The following is a 16,636-nucleotide window of genomic DNA, read 5'->3' as shown; positions in this document are numbered from 1 at the left end:
GATTTATTAGATGAAAAAATTTATGTATCTAGCGCCCCTAATCGGTCTTCTTGCAACTTCTTGTGTCACTGACAAACCTGATGTCATCGCTGATGATGCAGGCCAATTACATTACACAACACCCTACCAAGATGATACACGAGGCCAAAAAGTGTTCCCTGCGACATGGAATGTAAAAGGTAAAAAACTTTTTGTTTTTGATCCCAACGCTGATGCATGGGCAGCCTACGATGCTCAAGGTAATCGAGTGATGACAGGCAGTGCCTCAGGAGGAGTGGATCGTTGCCCAGACTCTAATGAATCATGTCGAACTGTGGTTGGATCTTTCACTGTATTTAATAAAAAAGGGGCTGATTGTAAATCCAATGAATATCCTCTTGCGCGTGATGGTCATATAGCCGGCGGTGCCAAAATGCCTTATTGCATGCATTTTCATGATGGCTACGCAATTCATGCTGCTTATGAAGTCCCCAAATACAATACCAGCCATGGCTGTATTCGTGTGCTCCCAGGTGCCGCAAAATGGCTTAACGAGAACTTTATTGATGTAGGAACAACCGTATTAGTTCTCCCTTATGCATAATTCTTTATTGATAACTCCTGAAAAAAGAACGAGATCTTTTTTCAGGATCTTTTTTAAATTTAATGATTGACTCTTTGGTAGCCTTCGATAAAATGGACAAAAAATTTGCATGGAGGAACTCAGTATGTCATTATCAACCCTTAATATTAATCATTTACTTGAACAAATAACAGATAAGTACATTGCGCATTCGGATTATGCCACTCTACGTAATTCCTGTATTCACTTATCGCCCGTATCTGGTGTAACCACTGAAATTCAAAAAGAACTTAGCCGCCTTCTCGACATAGATAAACAAAACGCTGCCACTCAATTAACGTTAGATGCATGTAAAAAACAAATTCAACAAGATTTGAAAGAAAAAGAGCTAGATCATCAAGAAAGCCAAAACGATTTAGAATTAGTCGCTCAATTAGAAAATGAATTACTCTCGGCTCAAGTACAAAAACGATTAATTGGTAACGAGCTTAATGAAATTGAAGGGGAAATATTACGTCATGAATCCTACATCAAAGAGATTGCACGACAAATTGCACTAACCTCTCATCCAGAATCCACACAACATACACATACTCATCCAGAATCAACGCAACATACCCATACTCATCCAGAGTCAACACAACATACCCATACTCACCCAGAGTCCACACAACATACACATACTCACCCAGAGTCAACACAACATACCCATACTCACCCAGAATCAACACAACATACCCATACTCACCCAGAGTCAACACAACATACCCATACTCACCCAGAGTCCACACAACATACCCATACTCATCCAGAATCCACACAACATACCCATACTCACCCAGAGTCAACGCAACATACGCATACTCACCCAGAGTCCACACAACATACGCATACTCATCCAGAATCCACACAACACCATGTTCATGAGAGCGAATCATTAGAGTTTCAGAAAAATACTCTTTCTCAAAAACTGAGACAACTTGAAGAAACATTCAGAAACAAACGAATTCTTAGCCAGCAGCAACAAAGACGCATAGAAGAAATAACAAACAGATTAAATATAGAACTACCTGAAAAACAAAGACAACGAAACGATCGTGCAAAAGCTCGCACCATACGAGCTCAAGCTCATTTATACGATGAAACCATCGAAAAGCAATTATCCGCAAAAAATTATCGTTCATTACAACAATCTATTGTTGATGCACATGAAAAGCTACAAAAAATGGAGCATCAATTAATGCAAAAAGCAACAGAGAGGAGCTATCAAACATTTTTAACCCGACTTCGATATCTTTTACAATCCTTAACCTTAAACTATCAAGAAAAAGAAGCGCTAAAACAAATTGTTAGCACTGTGGAAAATTATCTTTTAACTCAAGCTGAAAAACAAAAACAAAGTTCAATCCATCAATTAGCTTATCGTGAAAAAGAAACACTTGTACAAGATTTTCATCAAAAAGAAAACAGAGTAGCTCAATTAAAAAAAGCAAATCCTCAGCTCCATGCTCAAAATCAAACTCTTGAAGAAGAAAATCAACAGTTAGAACATACTATTGAAGAACGAGGCGCTTACAGAGATTATCTATTAAAGATTGGATTATTTAGCCTCCTAGGATCTGGACTCGCTGTTGGCGGAGGATTTTTAGGAATGTATCTGATGCCTATGGCGTTAATCTCTCTGTGTTTTGCCCCTGCGGCAGTAATAAGTTTTATTACTGTAGGTATCTTCATCGCTACTTTAGCATATACTTTTAAAAACAATAGTGATAATAATGAGTTGGAACGCAATAAAACGACAATGCAGCAAAACAGAACAGCCATTTCGAAACAATCTGGAGAAATCATATCTCTTGAACAAGAAATACTTCCTGCATTAAAAGAAAAGATCAATGAAGCGGAAAGGAATCTTAATTTACTTGATAATAAAATTAAGAATTTGCAGCAACAAGAAGAATCTTTACTTTATCAGGCAAAACAAGTTGTTGTGACACATACAATAAAGCCCTTCTTTAATAGTGGTGCAACAACTCAATCTACAATTAACCCAACAGCCCAAGAATTAGAACAAGTTCAGAGAAATACTCTTTCTTGCTAGGGAATGACTGACATTATTCTTCTTGGAATCGAGCCTTCCGCTTCGCGGAAGGTGACGAGACATCTAATCATCAATCCTTTCTAATCAGAGCGATGCTTGTTAGAAATAAAGTAAAGGTTCATGCCTCATGCACCTAAAGGATATATTTTGGTACATGCGCGAAAATCCAGCCTTTCACCAACAGGCAAACCCCCTGAACAAAAAGGAAGACAGTTTGAAAGATTATGCCTAAATCCGAGTAAGTGCAGCAAAACGTCATGAAATGTTATTTTGCTGCACTTCATTCATACTTAAACCGCAGATGATGCTAATAACTTATTCACTCTACTTACAAAGTCCGCAGGATTATCTAATTGACCGCCTTCTGCCAAAACGGCTTGCTCAAATAACATGGTGACCCATAATTCAAATAAATTATCATCTTGAATATCATGCAGACGTTTAATTAATACATGCTCAGGATTGATTTCAAATACAGGTTTTGTCATTGGAACTTGTTGGCCCGCTGCTTGCAAAATGCGCTGCATTTCCAAGCCCATATCTTGTTCATCAGCAACAATGCATGCTGGGGAATCCGTTAAACGATTAGTAACAACAACATCCTTAACTTTGTTTTCTAAAATTTTCTTAACGTGATTAAGAATTGGTTCTAGCGTTTTTTCTTGTTCTTTTATTTGCTCTATAGACTCATCATCAAACTCAACCTTTCCTTTAGAAATCGATTGCAATTTCTTACCAGCATATTCATTTAAATAACCTACCAACCACTCATCAACTTTGTCACTTAATAAGAGTACTTCAATTCCTTTTTTCTTAAAAATTTCTAAATGGGGACTATTCTTAGCCGCATTATAGCTGGATGCTGTAATATAATAAATTTTATCCTGCCCTTCTTTCATACGACTTATATAATCATCCAAAGTCGCTTCTTGTTTCTCTGATTCAGTAGCCGTAGTAGCAAATCGCAATAATTTAGCAATCGTTTCTTTATTAGCAAAATCCTCAATAGGGCCTTCTTTTAATACTAAACCAAATTCATTCCAAAACTTTTGATAAGTATCTTTATCTTGAGTACTCATCTTTTCAAGCATGGATAAAACACGTTTTGTACATGCAGCACGGATGCTTTCTACTTGCTTATTATCTTGTAAAATTTCTCGTGATACATTTAATGGCAAGTCACTTGCATCAACAATACCTTTTATAAATCGTAAATAACGCGGTAGAAACTGGGTTGCATCATCCATAATAAATACGCGTTTTACATAAAGTTTTAATCCATGTTTTGTTTCCTGCTGCCATAAATCAAAAGGAGCATGTGCTGGAATATAAAGCAAAGAAATATAATCATGTTTCCCTTCAACATGATTATGCGACCATGTAAGCGGATCTTGATAATCATGAGAAATATGCTTATAAAGTAATTTATAATCTTCGTCAGTAATGTCTGATTTTTGCATTGTCCATAAAGCTGTTGCTTTATTTACTGTTTCATATTCATCGGACTCTTTCTCCTCAGTTGATGTTTTTTTCATCACTATAGGCCAACAAATATGATCGGAATATTTACTTATGATACTGCGAAGACGCCAACTACTCAAAAATTCATCATTATCTTCTTTAATATGGAGGATAACCTCTGTACCACGAGATGTCTTTTTCTCATAGTCTATAGTAAACTCACCTTCCCCATTAGACTCCCAAACAATACCTTCTTCCGGTTTCAAACCTGCGCGACGACTTTTAACTGTGACTTTATCAGCAACAATAAAAGCCGAATAAAAGCCAACCCCAAATTGACCAATTAACTGAGAATCTTTTGCACTTTCACCAGTTAAATGGCTCATAAATTCTTTAGTACCTGATTTAGCGATAGTACCTAAATTTTCAACTGCTTCATCCCAACTTAAACCAATTCCATTGTCACTAATAGTGATGGTTTTTAATTTTTCATTAAAATCAATACTGATTTTCAAATCTGAATCATTTTCATAAAGTGCACTATTTGATAAAGCTAAAAACCTTAATTTATCTAAAGCATCCGAAGCATTAGAAATTAGCTCACGTAAGAATATTTCCTTATTGCTATAAAGCGAATGCACCACTAAATGCAGCATTTGCTTTACTTCTGTTTGAAAACCCATAGTTTGTTGCTTGCTTGACATTTTTATCTAGTCTCCTGTTTACGCATTTTCTAATGATTTAATTGATATAGGGATCAGTTGAGAAATTTCAAGGGCGAGATGATGAAAAATTAGAAGAGTTTATTAAAATAGAAAACAGGTCGATGATAATTTATCTCCATTGATTTAAATATAATCAAATGAAGGCATACTCAAGGTTCCACCGGAATGAATAATCAGTACATTTCCTTTTAATTGTTCTATTTGGATACGTTTTCTTGACTCATAAAATAATTTAGCCGCATAAATAGGATCCGCCAAAATCCCCTCCTCCCTTGCTAAACGACGTACCTCATTTTTAATCGTTTGATTCACGGATCCAAATGCTTTGGCAGTTGTTGGATAAAAACAACTGAAATTTTTAGGAATTAATCCAATCCATTGATTTAATTTGCTATAAAATAGTTCTTCATCATCAGCCAATAACAGGACATGAATTTTGGCCTGATGGTTTAATTCAGCGAGATTGCTAATAAGGACGGACGCAGAAAATCCCGTTCCTGCATCAATAAAAATATGTTGAAACCTTAATTTTAAAGTATTTTCATTTAAAATAATATCTTTAGCTAAAGTGGCCGCACCCTTCATTGCTTCAGAAACGCTCGCCCCTTCACATAATACAAAACCTGGTTCATTGAGCACATTCAGATAATTAGAAGCAAGTTCATTCACCTGAGGCCAGTCATCACGAGCAACCCATACAATCTCTTCCTCTTCAAGAAAAAGACGACTTAATTTATAATTTCCTTGTAGCTCCAATTTCCAAGGCTTAATCAAAAAAGCAGTCACTTTTAATTGAAACTCTCTTGCTAGCTGCAAAACAGCAAGTAAGTTATTAGATTGAGGCCCCGCAATAATAATAAGATGACGTATTTTTTGATCCATCAAAAAAGGCAAGAGGCTGGCATATTTACGTAATTTCGTACCGTTAATCCCACAACCTAGCTCATCATCCCTTTTGACATAACAAACGCTCCCATCCGCAGGAAAATGGTTTAAACGATGTACTCTGCTGGATAAATTCCACATGATAGTCGATTAGCTCTCTCTAGCTCTTAACCTACGAGGTTGACGCAATAATTCACGCCGGAGAGCCTCTGACAAAATCGAAATGTCGTTCCGAAGATGTTGATTCATGAAACTGATAACCGAGATCGTTAAACTCTTTAAGACGCGCCAAATCATCAAATTGATTTTGCATGAGGAATCTTGCCATAGCACCCCGAGCTTTTTTAGCATGAATACCAATCATTTTTAATTTCCCATTCTTTTTTTCATAAAAATTAATCGTAATAACTGGATAATTTAATTTTTTTTCATCAACCGCTTTAAAATATTCAACAGAAGCAAGATTGATTAATAGAGGATTTTCTTGAACGGCCAGCTGTTGATTCAGTGTATGAGTTATCGTATGCTGCCAAAAATCATACAAATTCTTGCCAGCGGGATTTTCTAAACGAACTCCCATTTCGAGTCTATATGGTTGAATTGCATCTAGAGGATTTAATAAACCATAAAGCCCCGACAAAATTCTTAAATGATCTTGAGAGTACTGTATTGCTTTTTGATCCCAGTTTTTTGCTTGTAGTCCTTGATAGACATCCCCTTGAAATAAAAATAATGCTGGGTATGAATGAAATGAAGCGTTATCGTCCAAATGAAATATTTGGTAACGATGATAATTTAATTCAGCGAGATCTTTGGATAAATCCATGAGAGCTGCAATTTCATCTACAGATTTAGTTTGCATCAACTTTACAAGAATGCAAGTCTTATCCATAAATATGGGCTTAGAGGTGTTAGCTGCGTATGGCTTAGAAATTTCTAATAATTTTTTAGCTGGTGATAATAAAATAAGCATAAATCATTCCCATATATTCTTAATGTGGTTTAGTGCCAGGAACCATTCCCACTCTCGGTCTGAAAACATAAATCGTTATGGGATCACTACTATCAATTACATTCCCAACCTCATCCATCACTTGAACTGCTAAAGTATGTGATCCCCGATACATACCATTTATTTCAAACACAGGATTTTTTTGCGGCTCCCCAAGAGCAGCGTTATCATAAAGCAATTGCAATTTATCGCCTGGAAAAAGATCGGGTTCTGTTTGTGCTGTTACTGTCACAAAACCTTGATTGTTACGAATTGTCGCTCCACTTTCAGGCCGAACAATCTCCATTTTGCTATAAGAATGTTTTAATTTTACAAGAGTATGATCGTGTAATTTGTTTGATTTCGTAGCTGTTTGAGGTGTTACAGAAGGTAGTGATGAAGAGTTTTGTTCATCCGGAAGAGTAATGATTTGAGCTCCTTTTTGAGGGGTATCACTAAAATGAACACCGCCCTGATTGTCTATCCATTTGTAAATTTGCGCATTAGATGCGCAAATTATCATCATTAATAATAGAGAGACAAAAACTTTCATCACCCTGATTCCTAAAGGCTGTAATATAACTCAAACTCATAAGGATGAGTCATACTTCTAATTGTACTTGTTTCTTCATCCTTCATGTGAATGTAGTTCATAATGAAGTCCTTAGTAAACACATCACCTTGCAACAAGAAGTCATGATCCATTTTCAGATGCTCCATCGATTGATCCAAAGAAGAACATACTGTAGGTATATCAACGAGCTCCTCTGCTGGTAAATCATAAAGATCCTTATCCATTGCTTGCCCTGGATGAATTTTCCTTTGAATACCATCTAATCCAGCCATCATCATTGCTGAAAACGCAAGATAAGGATTTGCTGTAGGATCTGGGAATCGTATTTCAATACGGCGTGCTTTAGGATTATTTACATGAGGAATACGAATAGCTGCTGATCGATTTCTTGCAGAATAAGCCAAAAGAACGGGAGCTTCAAAACCTGGAACCAAACGCTTATAACTGTTCGTTGCTGGATTAGTAAATGCATTTAAAGCACGAGCATGTTTTATAATGCCCCCAATGTAATACAGAGCCATTTCGGAAAGCCCAGCATACTGATCCCCAGAAAACAAATTAACACCGTCTTTGGACAAGGATTGATGACAATGCATCCCACTTCCATTGTCTCCTACTAATGGTTTAGGCATAAAAGTAGCTGTTTTACCATAGTTATGTGCGACATTATGAACTACGTATTTTAAAATTTGTAATTCATCTGCTTTTTTGGTCAACGTATTAAAGCGAGTTGCAATTTCACACTGATTTGCAGTAGCGACTTCATGGTGATGCGCTTCGACAATCGTTCCTAATGATTCTAAAGTTAAACACATTGCTGACCGTATGTCATGAGAAGAGTCTACTGGAGGAACAGGGAAATAACCACCTTTTATCCCTGGACGATGACCAATATTTCCGCCATCCAATTCCTTTCCTGAGTACCATTGGGCCTCTTCCGAATCAATTTTATAAAAAGCGCCACCAATACTTGTTTCCCATTGTACGCTATCAAAAATGAAAAATTCGGGTTCAGGGCCAAAAAAAGCGGTATCTGCTATTCCTGTGGATTGTAAATAAGCTTCGGCTCGTAAAGCAAGAGATCGAGGACAGCGCTCATATCCCATCATTGTTTTAGGATCAACAACGTTGCAACGGATAAATAAGGTATTGTCTTGAAAAAAAGGATCAAGCTTAATTGTTTCTAAATCAGGTACCAAAGCAAGATCTGACTGATGAATCTTTTGCCATCCCTTAAAAGAAGATCCATCGATCATTTTTCCATTTTCAACAAAATCATTATCTACAGCTGAAACTGGAATAGTAATATGTTGTTCCTTCCCGCGTATGTCAGTAAATCGTAAGTCAATTAATTTTGCCTCATGCTCTTTAATTGCCTCAAGTATGATGTTTTTGCTCATTATAGGTCTCCAGGATAATCTGGTTGTATAGTGTACCTTAAGTGACTTCTTAAACCTAATAGATTAAACTATATGTTTTATTTCAAAACTATAAAAATTTATGGGTGCGTATCAATACCAAGCACTAGGAAAAAGTGGCAATACCACTAAAGGGGTGCTAGAAGCTGACTCTGAACGCCATGCGCGCCAACTTTTACGCGATCGGGGGCTTATCCCCACACAAATTCGCATTTTAACACAGCAACGCTCGGGTAATCACGCCAAAAGCAAAGTTTCTGCAGCCGACCTGGCTTTATTCACTCGTCAGTTAGCCACATTACTGGCTGCTGGAATTCCTGTAGAAGAATCATTACGTGGTGTCAGCGAACAAACAGAAAAAGATAAAGTTAGAGAGTTAATTATTGGGGTTAGGTCAAAAGTACTTGAGGGTTATGGTTTAGCGCAAGCTATGGCTCAATATCCGTATGCATTTCCCGAATTATATCGAGCAACAGTCGGGTCAGGTGAACAAACTGGACGTTTGGATGTCGTTTTAGAAAAATTAGCAGATTACACAGAAAATCAACAGCAAACAAAACAAAAAGTTCAGCAGGCATTGATCTATCCAATCATTATGATTGTCGTGTCAATTGGCATTATATCTTTTTTATTAAGCTTCGTGGTCCCCAAAATCATCGAAGTATTCACAAGCAGCGGACAAACACTGCCCGAAATGACGGTGCTCTTAATCAGTTTGAGCAATTTCATTAAAAATTATGGTCTTTACACCTTACTTGGACTTCTTCTCCTATTGGTTGCGTTTAAGAAAAGCTTAGCGAATATTAAAATTAAAACATTCTGGCATCGTCTACTACTTAGGCTTCCTATAGTGTCTTATTTGGTAAAAACTATTAATGTCTCACGCTATATTCATACTTTTGGTATACTTTTCGCTGCCGGTGTGAACGTTCTTGAAACAATGCGTGTGGCAGCAAGTTTAGTAACGAATGTTATTATGCGTCAGTCTTTTGATACTGCGGCAATAAAAGTAAGGGAGGGATGTGGTATCAATGAGGCCCTAAAAGACACAGGTTATATCAGTCCTATGGCAATCCATTTAATTGCCAGCGGCGAAAAAAGCGGCCAATTAGCAAATATGATGGAGCGTGCTGCCCTTCATCTTGATAACGAAGTAAAACGTTTAATTGATACCTCACTTACCTTATTAGAACCTATGGTCATTCTGTTGATGGGAGCAATAGTTTTATTTATTGTTTTAGCGACCTTGCTGCCTATTTTCTCAATGGAACAATTAATTACTTAAGAATATGATACAATACCGCAATAAATAAAACCCCAGATGGGGTATAATGTGAATTTTCGGGAATTTGCTTTATAGCAGGTGCCTCTAGTACCTAGGTTATATTTACGGAGTAAAGATGAATAGACAAAAAGGGTTCTCATTAATTGAAATCATGGTTGTGGTCGTTATATTGGGCATTCTTGCCTCTATAGTAGTTCCTAAAATTATGGGCCGCCCCGACGAAGCACGAAAAGTCAAAGCGAAACAAGATGTACTTGCAATCCAAAATGCTCTTGACTTATATAAACTTGATAACGGCACTTATCCGACTACAGATCAAGGATTATCAGCACTTGTTGAAAAACCCACTTCCAACCCAATACCTAACAATTGGAAACAATATTTAAAATCATTGCCAACTGATCCCTGGGGAAGAGATTATCTTTATTTAAATCCCGGACAACATGGTGATGTGGATGTATTTACCTATGGTGCGGAGGGGCAACCTGGAGGTACAGGGATTAATGCCGAGATCGGTAATTGGGATGAGAAAAAATAATCTAGGTTTTACTTTAATTGAAATTTTAATTGTTCTAGTGATTATAGGCATAACCTTTGGTTTTGCCTTAATTAGCTTTGGTGATTTTGGGGAAAGTCGGCGTATTCTGTTTGCTGCGGAGCAATTACTAAATAAACTTCAGTTAGCACAACAACAAGCCATTTTAGAGACCAGTACACTTGGTCTACGCATTAGTAATGATAGCTATCAAATTCTTCAGCTGCAAAATAATTCGCAATGGAAACCCATTTCTAATAAAGGGTTGTTTAAAATCACCTATTTTCCCCAAGACACTCACATTAGCCTAAAAACCAACCGCCGTACTCCGTCTGGAGTACCCTCTATCATTCTTACCTCATCTGGAGATATGACTCCATTTTCTTTGTATTTCGGTAATGAGCAAGAACACAATATGGCCTTAATTGTAGGCAAAGCAAATGGGGATTTAAAATTTAATGTGGTTAATAATAAATGATAAAGCATGATAAAAAAGCTGGGTTTACGTTAATAGAAGTATTATTAGCCCTTTCTATTATTGCTATTGCACTAACGGCTTTGCTCAAAGCAATTTCACAAAATGTTGAAACCGCACGCCGTATCAAAGAAAAAACAGTAAGCCACTGGGTTGCCATGCAAGGAGTGGCTATGATTCAGCTTAACTTATTGCAGGTGAATCAAAGTCAAGAAACAACCCAAGATACAACGATGCTTAATGAACATTGGTATTGGCGAGCAAAAATCAGTTCAACGTCACAAAAAAATATTCAAAAGATAATTATTTTGGTGAGCACCGAAAAAGCAGGCCCTTTTAGAGAGGAGTTACAAGCATTCAGGTATGTATCATGAAAAAGCACTTAAAAGGACAAAAGAAATTTAGGGGCTTTACTCTAATTGAAATTTTAATTGCACTGGCAGTATTTGCTATTCTTGCCACAATCACCACATCTGTTTTATATAACGCATTTACAACCCGCTCTCGAGTTAGTGAACAAAGTAATCGTTTAAATGAATTGCAACTCGCAATAAGTCTGATTCAGCAAGATACAAGCCAAGCCGTAGAACGAGCGATAAGAGGTAATGACATGCGGCTATTTTCAGCTTTTATAGGACAGACGAATTACCTGGAGTTTACTCGTGATGGAGTAGTAAATCCTGGCAGTATTGAAAAACGAAGCACACTTAAACGGGTAGCTTATGTTTGTCAAGAAGGAACTTTAATTCGTAGGTCATGGAATACACTTGATACCTTAAATCGGGATGCTTATGAAGATAAGCCTTTACTGGCCCACCTTACTGATTGCCATTTTGGTTACTTAAATCAAAACTTACAAATACTCCCTGAATGGAGAGAACAGGCAGTGAACTTAAATCAACGTAAAGAGCCATTTCCCAAAGCCATACAAGTGAATCTGACTTTACAGGATCTCGGTGAAATCAATTTATTATTTACACTGCCAGGGGCACTTTATGCCCAAAGTTAAAACGATTAATCCCATAGTAAAATTTGAGGAAAAATCTACTGTAGCATTTCATAAGAGGCTAAATAAAGGTAGTGCACTTCTTACTGCTCTTTTTATCATGACCTTAGTTGCAATAGTAGCTACAGCAATGAGTACTAAAATCCAGTTAGATATTTACCGAACAAAACTTATAGTCACTCATGATAAGCTTTATCTTGCTGCTCAAGCGGAAACTTTTTGGGCAATGGGAGAATTAAATAATCCAAAAAATAAATTTATTAAAGCGAACGCTCAAGGAATGGTAAGTCAATATCCTCTAAATATGGAACATATTGAGAAAACAGTAGTAGTAAGTGGTGCACTTTATGATTTACAATCTCGATATAACCTCAATAATTTGACAAATAGAAAAGCAATGATGGGGTTTGTCAATCTTATTGGCGCAACCATACCTCAAATTGCCGAAGCTGAAAAAACGCAATTAACTCTTGCTGTCAGTGATTGGCTCACATCCTATGATCTTGCACGAGGCAAAGATAACTATTTATCTTATTACACCAGCCAAAAACCCCCTTATTATCCAAGCCATCAACTCATGAGTAGCCAATCCGAATTACGATTGGTTAAAGATGTAAGCGCACCTATTTATTTAGCCTTAGAACCCTTCATATGCGTATTACCTGAGACCACGCCTATTAATATCAATACAGCATCAAAACAAGTACTTAAGTCCCTGAGCAGTACCATAAAAGATACCCAACTTAATGAACTACTTAAACAAAGAAAAGAAAATGGAATTAAAGACTTAAAAAAAATCGCTGAATTACTCCAAAAGCTTGATATTGCTAGTGACCAGATCACCCTAGAAAGTAGTTACTTCCTTAATGTAGCCTCTGCTACTAGTGATAATATAAACTTAACAGTATACTCTTTGTTCAAAAGAAATCGTGATAAAAAGGGAAAAATTACGGTTACGCTTCTTAGAGAAAGCTTGAATATTTTCTAATTATCTTGAGATTCTTCTTTCATATTCTGGGCTATTTCTTTAGTCAGCTCCTCAGCTGCTTTTAGCTCATCTACAGATAATTTCTTTTGGAGCATTTTTAGCTCTTTTGCTGCTTCCTGATTTTTATTTTCTGCGGCGATTTTAAATAGCGCGTAAGCTTTAATCCAATCTTTATCGACTCCTAATCCTGCAAGGTACATATAACCTAATTTAGCCTGTCCTAAGGGGTTCCCCTGTGCCGCCGACTTGGTAAACCAATAGACAGATTGCGCATAATCCTTATCGATCCCTGTGCCTGTGAGTAACAATTGACCTATTTCAACCTGAGCCTCAGATTGCCCATTTTGAGCAGCGGCCTGATACCAATAAGCTGCTTTTTGTGGATCAGCCTCAACTCCATAGCCTTTTAAATAGTAATAAGCTAAATAAGTTTGTGCTCTGGGATGACCTTGATTTGCTGCTTGTGAAAACCAATAAAAAGCTGATTGATCATCTTGGGGAACACCGGGTTGCTGCCCCGTATATAATAGTCCTAAACTGTATTCAGCCTTTGCATCGCCTTGCTCTGCCGCTTTTTGATACCAATAGAAAGCCTTATTCACATCTTTTTTGGTTCCCTCCCCCATAATATAATCATAAGCAAGATTCACCTGCGCTTTACTGTACCCTTGTTTTGCTGATTTTTCGAACCAATCAAATGCCATTTTTTTATTGGCTTTGACACCATCCCCAGTACTATACATCAAAGCGACATTTCTTTGCGCAATAGCATTACCTTGTTGTGCCGACTTCATATACCATTGAAACGCCTCAGGAAAATTTTGTTTTACTCCCTCACCCAGATCATACATAAAACCTAGGCTTAATTGAGCTAAAGGATAATTTTTTTCTGCAGATTTTTGATACCATTTGAGTGCTTCTGTGGGGTTTTTTGAGACCCCTTGCCCATATTGGAACATGCGTCCCAGCAAATACATGGCCTCAATATTGCCGTCTCTTGCTGCTTGCATCAAATAAGGATAAGCAGTAGTATAATCTCCATTTTCAAATGCTGCGAAACCAATAACCTCTCCATCAGCAAAAGCAGTATTGACAACCAGCAATGCTGCCAAGATAAAGCTGCGCATGCTGTCTCCAATTGAATCCTCTTATCTAAAGCGTAGAATATAGAATCAACAAAGCAAGTAATTACCTCTATTTAAAGAAGAATTGCCTCTGTTTCAGAGAGTATCTTTTACTGTTGGTAAAAGAGCCATTGCGAATTAGACCTTCCACTCTCGCAATGTTATTGCATAGGTCAAATATGGGGGTAGTACCTGATATTTAATCTATACAACAACACCATCTTCACGGAAGATAATGAATAGGAGGGATTCTATTTATAAGTAAGCTTTTTCTTAACTTAATACAGTTAATGAATTGCTCTTATTTTCCTGCCACCATCATTTTTTCAATAAGTACAGAACCACATCGTGTAGCAATATTAGGGTTAATATCACTTCCCACGGCAAGAATTGCTTTAAATATATCTTTTAAATTTCCTGCAATGGTCACTTCATCAACAGGATATTGAATCATTCCATTTTCTACCCAATAACCACTCGCACCTCGTGAATAATCTCCTGTAACTCCATTTACTCCTTGTCCCATCAATTCAGTAACTAACAACCCTTTGCCCATTATTTTCAATAAATCAGCAAGATCACCTGCTGTTGGATCGATTGTTAAATTATGTACTCCATCACTATTTGCCGTCGTATTTAACCCAAGCTTACGTGCCGAATAACTACCTAATACATATTGCATCACACGTCCTTTTTCTACTATGAGATTAGGCCGAGTTGGAACACCCTCACTATCAAATGGCGAACTCCCTAAGGCACCTAACAAATGAGGTTGTTCATAAATACGAATAAACTCAGGAAACACTTGTTGTCCTATTGAATCCAGTAAAAATGTATTTTTTCTATAAAGGTTCGAACCACTAATTGCACTAATAAAGCTTGAAAATAAACTACTAGAAATTCGCGACGAAAAAATAATAGGTATTGTTTGTGTAGCAATTTGTTTTGCTCCCAGTCGTCTGACAGCTCGTTCTACTGCATTTTTTGCGACTAAATGACTATCCACCAAATCCTTTGCATGACGAACAGTGGTATAATCATAATCACGTTGCATTTCCTCACCTTCTTTCGCAATCAACGAACAGCTTAAACTATGGCGTGTACTATGAATGAAACCACAACCCCCATGCGTATTTGCAAATCCATGATGGGATTCATGAGTGGACACATTAACTCCATCTGAATTTGTAATTCGTTTATCCAACGACAAAGCATAATTTTCACATTTTAAAGCTAAATCAATTGCTTGTTGAGGATTTATATCCCAGGGATGAAATAAATCAAGATCAGGGTAATTGGTTGCCATTAATTCCTTATCTGCTAAGCCAAAACAAGGATCTTCAGCACTTACTTTTGCTATATCGCAGGCGGCTTTAACCATTGCCTCCAATGCAGAAGGCGACGTATCCGTACTGCTTGCCCCCCCTTTTCGTTTGCCAATATAAACAGTCAATCCAATCCCTTTATCTTCACTAAAAGCAACAGTTTCAACCTCTCTCATACGCACATCGACTGAAAAGCCTTTGTCATTAGTTACAGCGACCATAGCGTCTGTGGCGCCCTCTTTTCGGGCAAGTTCAAGTACCTCATTCATCAAGCGAGTTAAATCTGTAGTTGACTTATGTACTTCACTATTGTTATGTTGCGTTTTAATTTGCATAAGAGATTCCGTGGTGTTGAATGATGTACATAAGGATACAATAACATGTCTTCGCAAACCAATGTTTATCATGCAAACAAATTATATTTGTTTTTTTTCTTGTTTTTTATAGCTATTTTTTTAGTTTCGTTCCAATCTCATGCTGAAGGAAATTGGCAAAAATTAAGCCCTGGCATTGAGTATCAAGATCTAGCTGGCGGTATACTGGCTCCTTGGTCGCATGTCTATGTTTTTCGAATCGATCTCAATAAAAATAAGCTAGGCTTAGTCAATGCAAAAAATTTATCCTTAAAAAACGCATCTGTTAATCAATTTGCAGAGCACAGTAAAGCACTTCTAAGCCTCAATGGCGGTTTTTTTGATCATGAATTTAATCCTCTTGGACTAAGGATCACTAATAGAAAATTAGCCAATCCTTTAAAGCGAATCAGTTGGTGGGGAGTTTTCTTTATAAAAAATAATAAGGCGCATATTTCTAGCCTTTCTCATTTCCAATATGATAGTGATATTGATTTTGCCATTCAAAGTGGTCCCCGATTATTGATTAACCGGAAAATTCCCTCGTTAAAACCTGGAATTGCGGAACGCTCAGCTTTGGGAATCACTACAGACGGTAAAGTCGTTCTCCTAGTCACGACCAATGCTGCTATGACTACTAATAAACTCGCTCATTTGCTTCGTTCGCCACCTTTATCTTGCCTCGATGCCATCAACCTAGATGGAGGAAGCTCAAGCCAATTATACGCTCATATAGGTTCTTTTCTGCTTAACGTTCATGGATTTTCTAATGTCAGCGATGCGATTATCGTGAAAAAAATAAAGCGGTAATTAAGAGAACAAAGCAGATCG

Annotated in this window: 16 protein-coding genes; 9 read left to right on the top strand and 7 right to left on the bottom strand. The window is 37.1% G+C overall.

Annotation, left to right across the window (positions count from 1 at the left end; genetic code table 11):
* Positions 1-10: 10 nt before the first annotated feature.
* A complete protein-coding gene (locus DYH34_RS07880) occupies positions 11-583 on the top strand; it encodes a L,D-transpeptidase (protein ID WP_058463621.1) in 573 nt (190 codons plus the stop codon).
* Between the two features lie 124 nt (positions 584-707).
* A complete protein-coding gene (locus tag DYH34_RS07875; protein WP_058463622.1) occupies positions 708-2,660 on the top strand; it encodes a hypothetical protein in 1,953 nt (650 codons plus the stop codon).
* A gap of 290 nt (positions 2,661-2,950) precedes the next feature.
* On the opposite strand, the gene htpG is transcribed toward DYH34_RS07875, so the two are convergent.
* The 5 genes from htpG to glnA form a co-directional block, all read right to left on the bottom strand.
* Positions 2,951-4,825, bottom strand: a complete 1,875-nt coding sequence (gene htpG / locus DYH34_RS07870) for a molecular chaperone HtpG (protein ID WP_058463623.1) — start codon at positions 4,823-4,825, stop codon at positions 2,951-2,953.
* 144 nt (positions 4,826-4,969) lie between these two features.
* Positions 4,970-5,872: a pyridoxal-phosphate dependent enzyme gene (locus DYH34_RS07865; protein WP_058463624.1), complete on the bottom strand. Its 903-nt coding sequence runs from the start codon at positions 5,870-5,872 to the stop codon at positions 4,970-4,972.
* Positions 5,873-5,924: 52 nt separating this feature from the next.
* On the bottom strand, positions 5,925-6,704 hold the full coding sequence (gene yaaA, locus DYH34_RS07860; protein ID WP_058463625.1) for a peroxide stress protein YaaA: 780 nt from the start codon (positions 6,702-6,704) through the stop codon (positions 5,925-5,927).
* Positions 6,705-6,723: 19 nt separating this feature from the next.
* Positions 6,724-7,275: a DUF4124 domain-containing protein gene (locus DYH34_RS07855; RefSeq protein WP_115342584.1), complete on the bottom strand. Its 552-nt coding sequence runs from the start codon at positions 7,273-7,275 to the stop codon at positions 6,724-6,726.
* A gap of 11 nt (positions 7,276-7,286) precedes the next feature.
* Complete coding sequence (gene glnA, locus DYH34_RS07850) at positions 7,287-8,696, bottom strand: type I glutamate--ammonia ligase (protein WP_058463627.1); 1,410 nt, start codon at positions 8,694-8,696, stop codon at positions 7,287-7,289.
* A 100-nt stretch (positions 8,697-8,796) separates the two neighbouring features.
* Between glnA and lspF the strand changes: the two genes are divergently transcribed.
* The 6 genes from lspF to gspK all read left to right on the top strand — a co-directional run bounded on the left by lspF (position 8,797) and on the right by gspK (position 13,003).
* On the top strand, positions 8,797-9,999 hold the full coding sequence (lspF, locus tag DYH34_RS07845) for a GspF family T2SS innner membrane protein variant LspF (RefSeq protein ID WP_058463628.1): 1,203 nt from the start codon (positions 8,797-8,799) through the stop codon (positions 9,997-9,999).
* Between the two features lie 115 nt (positions 10,000-10,114).
* Positions 10,115-10,537 carry a GspG family T2SS major pseudopilin variant LspG gene (gene lspG, locus DYH34_RS07840; RefSeq protein ID WP_058463629.1) on the top strand — a complete coding sequence of 141 codons (423 nt, stop codon included), beginning with the start codon at positions 10,115-10,117 and terminating at the stop codon, positions 10,535-10,537.
* On the top strand, positions 10,524-11,012 hold the full coding sequence (gene gspH, locus DYH34_RS07835; protein WP_058463630.1) for a type II secretion system minor pseudopilin GspH: 489 nt from the start codon (positions 10,524-10,526) through the stop codon (positions 11,010-11,012). The genes lspG and gspH overlap by 14 nt, the downstream gene beginning before the upstream one ends.
* Positions 11,009-11,383, top strand: a complete 375-nt coding sequence (gene lspI, locus DYH34_RS07830; protein WP_058463631.1) for a GspI family T2SS minor pseudopilin variant LspI — start codon at positions 11,009-11,011, stop codon at positions 11,381-11,383. Before gspH ends, lspI begins: the two co-directional genes overlap by 4 nt.
* Entirely contained in the window at positions 11,380-12,018 is a 639-nt protein-coding gene (gene lspJ / locus DYH34_RS07825) for a GspJ family T2SS minor pseudopilin variant LspJ (RefSeq protein WP_058463632.1), read from the top strand. Before lspI ends, lspJ begins: the two co-directional genes overlap by 4 nt.
* Positions 12,005-13,003 (top strand): type II secretion system minor pseudopilin GspK, encoded by a 999-nt coding sequence (gene gspK / locus DYH34_RS07820; protein ID WP_058463633.1) that lies wholly within the window; start codon positions 12,005-12,007, stop codon positions 13,001-13,003. Before lspJ ends, gspK begins: the two co-directional genes overlap by 14 nt.
* Here the strand turns inward: gspK and DYH34_RS07815 are convergent.
* Both DYH34_RS07815 and pmbA read right to left on the bottom strand, forming a co-directional pair.
* The gene (locus DYH34_RS07815; protein ID WP_058463634.1) at positions 13,000-14,130 is read right to left on the bottom strand and encodes a tetratricopeptide repeat protein; all 1,131 of its coding nucleotides are present in this window, start codon (positions 14,128-14,130) and stop codon (positions 13,000-13,002) included. The two genes, gspK and DYH34_RS07815, sit on opposite strands and share 4 nt — an antisense overlap.
* 298 nt (positions 14,131-14,428) lie before the next feature.
* Entirely contained in the window at positions 14,429-15,787 is a 1,359-nt protein-coding gene (gene pmbA / locus DYH34_RS07810) for a metalloprotease PmbA (RefSeq protein ID WP_058463635.1), read from the bottom strand.
* A 45-nt stretch (positions 15,788-15,832) separates the two neighbouring features.
* Here pmbA and DYH34_RS07805 point away from each other — a divergent pair, with 45 nt between their 5' ends.
* Positions 15,833-16,615, top strand: coding sequence for a phosphodiester glycosidase family protein (locus tag DYH34_RS07805; RefSeq protein ID WP_058463636.1), 783 nt, complete (start codon positions 15,833-15,835; stop codon positions 16,613-16,615).
* Positions 16,616-16,636: the final 21 nt, after the last annotated feature.

The sequence above is a fragment of the Legionella cincinnatiensis genome (assembly GCF_900452415.1).
Taxonomy (GTDB): domain Bacteria; phylum Pseudomonadota; class Gammaproteobacteria; order Legionellales; family Legionellaceae; genus Legionella; species Legionella cincinnatiensis.
This window is presented reverse-complemented; position numbering and strand designations above follow the sequence as displayed.

What these genes read in the sequence shown, in the direction of transcription:
- htpG (WP_058463623.1), bottom strand. Translation starts at nt 4,825, where the DNA reads ATGTCAAGCAAGCAACAAACTATGGGTTTTCAAACAGAAGTAAAGCAA.
- DYH34_RS07865 (WP_058463624.1), bottom strand. Translation starts at nt 5,872, where the DNA reads ATGTGGAATTTATCCAGCAGAGTACATCGTTTAAACCATTTTCCTGCG.
- pmbA (WP_058463635.1), bottom strand. Translation starts at nt 15,787, where the DNA reads ATGCAAATTAAAACGCAACATAACAATAGTGAAGTACATAAGTCAACT.
- lspF (WP_058463628.1), top strand. Translation starts at nt 8,797, where the DNA reads ATGGGTGCGTATCAATACCAAGCACTAGGAAAAAGTGGCAATACCACT.
- gspK (WP_058463633.1), top strand. Translation starts at nt 12,005, where the DNA reads ATGCCCAAAGTTAAAACGATTAATCCCATAGTAAAATTTGAGGAAAAA.
- DYH34_RS07875 (WP_058463622.1), top strand. Translation starts at nt 708, where the DNA reads ATGTCATTATCAACCCTTAATATTAATCATTTACTTGAACAAATAACA.
- gspH (WP_058463630.1), top strand. Translation starts at nt 10,524, where the DNA reads ATGAGAAAAAATAATCTAGGTTTTACTTTAATTGAAATTTTAATTGTT.
- glnA (WP_058463627.1), bottom strand. Translation starts at nt 8,696, where the DNA reads ATGAGCAAAAACATCATACTTGAGGCAATTAAAGAGCATGAGGCAAAA.
- lspI (WP_058463631.1), top strand. Translation starts at nt 11,009, where the DNA reads ATGATAAAGCATGATAAAAAAGCTGGGTTTACGTTAATAGAAGTATTA.
- DYH34_RS07880 (WP_058463621.1), top strand. Translation starts at nt 11, where the DNA reads ATGAAAAAATTTATGTATCTAGCGCCCCTAATCGGTCTTCTTGCAACT.
- DYH34_RS07815 (WP_058463634.1), bottom strand. Translation starts at nt 14,130, where the DNA reads ATGCGCAGCTTTATCTTGGCAGCATTGCTGGTTGTCAATACTGCTTTT.
- yaaA (WP_058463625.1), bottom strand. Translation starts at nt 6,704, where the DNA reads ATGCTTATTTTATTATCACCAGCTAAAAAATTATTAGAAATTTCTAAG.
- DYH34_RS07855 (WP_115342584.1), bottom strand. Translation starts at nt 7,275, where the DNA reads ATGAAAGTTTTTGTCTCTCTATTATTAATGATGATAATTTGCGCATCT.
- DYH34_RS07805 (WP_058463636.1), top strand. Translation starts at nt 15,833, where the DNA reads ATGTCTTCGCAAACCAATGTTTATCATGCAAACAAATTATATTTGTTT.
- lspJ (WP_058463632.1), top strand. Translation starts at nt 11,380, where the DNA reads ATGAAAAAGCACTTAAAAGGACAAAAGAAATTTAGGGGCTTTACTCTA.
- lspG (WP_058463629.1), top strand. Translation starts at nt 10,115, where the DNA reads ATGAATAGACAAAAAGGGTTCTCATTAATTGAAATCATGGTTGTGGTC.